Annotated in this window: 2 protein-coding genes and 1 pseudogene; 1 reads left to right on the top strand and 2 read right to left on the bottom strand. The window is 60.6% G+C overall.

The genetic code is table 11. The features are described from left to right. Nucleotides 1–227 precede the first annotated feature (227 nt). The gene (locus NW826_RS05720; RefSeq protein WP_414335330.1) at nucleotides 228–824 is read left to right on the top strand and encodes an NYN domain-containing protein; all 597 of its coding nucleotides are present in this window, start codon (nucleotides 228–230) and stop codon (nucleotides 822–824) included. A 34-nt stretch (nucleotides 825–858) separates the two neighbouring features. Here NW826_RS05720 and cbiE read toward each other — a convergent pair whose 3' ends face one another. Both cbiE and NW826_RS05730 read right to left on the bottom strand, forming a co-directional pair. Beyond that, entirely contained in the window at nucleotides 859–2,106 is a 1,248-nt protein-coding gene (gene cbiE / locus NW826_RS05725) for a precorrin-6y C5,15-methyltransferase (decarboxylating) subunit CbiE (protein WP_414509658.1), read from the bottom strand. After that, nucleotides 2,107–2,696: pseudogene (locus NW826_RS05730) on the bottom strand (hypothetical protein); the annotation flags it as partial.

Genomic DNA, 2,696 nt, shown 5'->3' on the forward strand with positions numbered 1-2,696 from the left:
TTCTCTCCTTCCTCTTGAAACCTGTACCCTATTTTAAATTAACAGGCTGTAAGTATTTTTTCTTTAGGATTTTGGAAGTCTTCCAGGGGTGGGGTGTTTCCTGCGCTAGGGTAAATGACGTATCTCCCCGGCCAGGGCCTTTTTTTGCCGATGCCTTGTTCATATATCCTTTAATACCTTACCTTTTTCTATCCCTTTGCCAAAACCACTTGGAGAAGAAAAGCCGAATGTTGCGTCTTGACCCCGATCCCGGCTTTCAGCCTTCGGATCCGTTGCAGGACAACCGTGGTCGTGTGGCCATCTTCATCGACGGATCCAATCTGTTCTATGCCGCTCTGCAACTGGGCATTGAGATCGACTACACCCGCCTGCTGAAGACGCTGACCGGCCGTTCTCCCCTTCTGCGCTCTTTTTTCTACACCGGCGTCGATCGCAACAACGAAAAGCAGCAGGGGTTTTTGCTCTGGATGCGTCGCAACGGCTACCGCGTGGTTACCAAAGAGCTGACCCAACTGCCCGATGGATCCAAGCGGGCCAACCTGGATGTGGAAATTGCTGTGGACATGTTGTCGCTGGTGCGTTGGTACGAGACGGCAGTGCTGGTGAGCGGCGATGGGGATTTGGCCTACGCGGTCAATGCCGTCAGCTACCAAGGGGCACGGGTGGAGGTGGTCAGCTTGCGTTCCATGACCAGCGACCAACTGATCAACTTGGCAGATCGCTACATCGACCTAGAATCCCTCAAAGACCAAATTAAGAAGACCAATCGCCCCTCCTATCTGTACCGACCCGGGTTCACCACCGACGAGGAGGATGAGGGGTAATTTTTCTCTCACCCCCCACCCCAAAGGAGGGGGTTCAGCGAGATTGCAAAGTTGAAGGGATCCCCTGCAGGAGGTAAACGGGGTTGAGGGGGGCGAAGCGGGTGCCTTCTGCCAGGGCTGTGGAGCGGGAGATCTGGATGTGTTCTAGCCGCACCTGCCAGCCCTGCGAGCGCAGCCATTGCAGGGTTTCGCTGCAGGTTTCCAGGGTGGCAAAGTTGGCCACCAAGATCCCCTCAGGCTGTAGGCGGGCCGCCACCACCGGCAGCAGATCGCGGATCCCTTTGCCGCCTCCCCCCAGCAACACCCGATCCGGATCCGGCAAGTCGGCCAGCACCTGGGGCGCTGCCCCGGAGATCACGTGCAGGTTCTCCAGGCCGAAGCGTTGGCGGTTGCGCCGGATGAGACAAATACCCATGGCGTTGCGCTCAACGGCATAGACCTGGAGCTGGGGGGAGAGGCGGGCGATCTCTACGGCCACGGAGCCGGTGCCGGCCCCGACATCCCACACCACTCCCTGCCGCGGCAATTGCAAGGCCCCCAGGGTGAGCAGGCGGATGGGTTGCTTGGTGATCAGGCCGGGCTGGTCGGGAAAGGTGTGGAACTGATCGTCGGGGATCCCGACTAGGGGCCAGCGGCGGGGATCCGGTTCCGGGTCAACGCGGCGCAACACCACCAGATTGGGGCTGGGGAAAGCGGAGTTCTCACCTTCCTGCAGAGGCAGGATCTGCTCGTGGGGGGATCCCAGTTGGCTGCATACCCAGCCCTGGTAGCGCACCGGCAACCGCAGGTCGGCAATGAACTGGGCCAAGCTGGCTGGCGTGTGCTCTGGGTCGGTAAGCACCACAATCACAGGGGATCCCTGTTTGAGAGCGGGTTCCAACGGCTCCATTCCCCGCCCGTGCAGACTGAGAATGGTGGCCTCCTGCCAGGGGATCTGCAGGCGGTTGAGGGCCAACTGCACCGAGCTGACTTGGGGGTAAAAAGCCAGTTGCTCCGCCGGGAAATACTGGGTCAGCAGGCGCCCAATCCCAAAAAACAGGGGATCCCCGCTGGCCAATAAAACCAGGGATCCCTGTGCCAGCTCCTTTTGCAAAAGCGGGATCCAACTTTCCACCAATCCAGTAAGCCGGATCTGGCGAGCCGGATGGTCGGCAAAGTGCTGCAGCAGGCTGGGGGGGCCGGCCAGGGTTTGCGCTTGGGAGAGGGGGGGGATCGCCCAAGAGGCCACCGAGCCATCTCCAGCTACCCCTACGACCGCAAGCTGAGGCAACCGGCTCGCCATCTAGCGTTCGACAGGCGGGTGGTACTGGCGCATGTGGTTGAGAAAATCCAGGCGCAACTCCGCCACTTCCCGCTGCATCTCCCGCATTTCCCGAATAAAGCCCAGATGAGCCTCGATCAGGCGGCCATCCCGCTCCCGAAATTGCTCCATCATCATGGCTTGCGCTTCCCTCAGCTCGGCAAACCCGGCCTGCATATCGCGGCGAGACTCCTGGATGGCCCTCTCCAGCTCATCTCCCCGCTCTTCGTTCTGGCGAATCCGCTCCTGGTTGTGCTGAATTAACGCCCGGATCTCCTGGATTTCGGTCTGGAGCTGGGCTTCGATGGCCTGCCGCTCGGCTCGCATTGCAGCCATCTGGGCCTCAAAGCGCTCGGCGGCCCGCTGCTGTTCGGCCCGGATCTCGGCGATCTGGGCTGCAAAGGCCTGTCGCATTTCCGTCATCTGGGCCTCAAAGCGCTCGGCAGCTTGTTGCCGCTCGGCCCGGATCTCGGCGATCTCGGCGGAGAAACGCTCAGCGGCCCGCTGCTGCTCAGTTCGGATCTCGGCGATCTGGGCTGCAAAGGCCTGTCGCATTTCCGTCATCTGGGCCT

It is taken from the genome of Synechococcus sp. OH20, from assembly GCF_047502685.1.
GTDB lineage: Bacteria > Cyanobacteriota > Cyanobacteriia > Thermostichales > Thermostichaceae > Thermostichus.

Bases quoted from the DNA above. Each gene is read 5' to 3' on its own strand.
- cbiE (WP_414509658.1), bottom strand. From the start codon at position 2,106: ATGGCGAGCCGGTTGCCTCAGCTTGCGGTCGTAGGGGTAGCTGGAGAT.
- NW826_RS05720 (WP_414335330.1), top strand. From the start codon at position 228: ATGTTGCGTCTTGACCCCGATCCCGGCTTTCAGCCTTCGGATCCGTTG.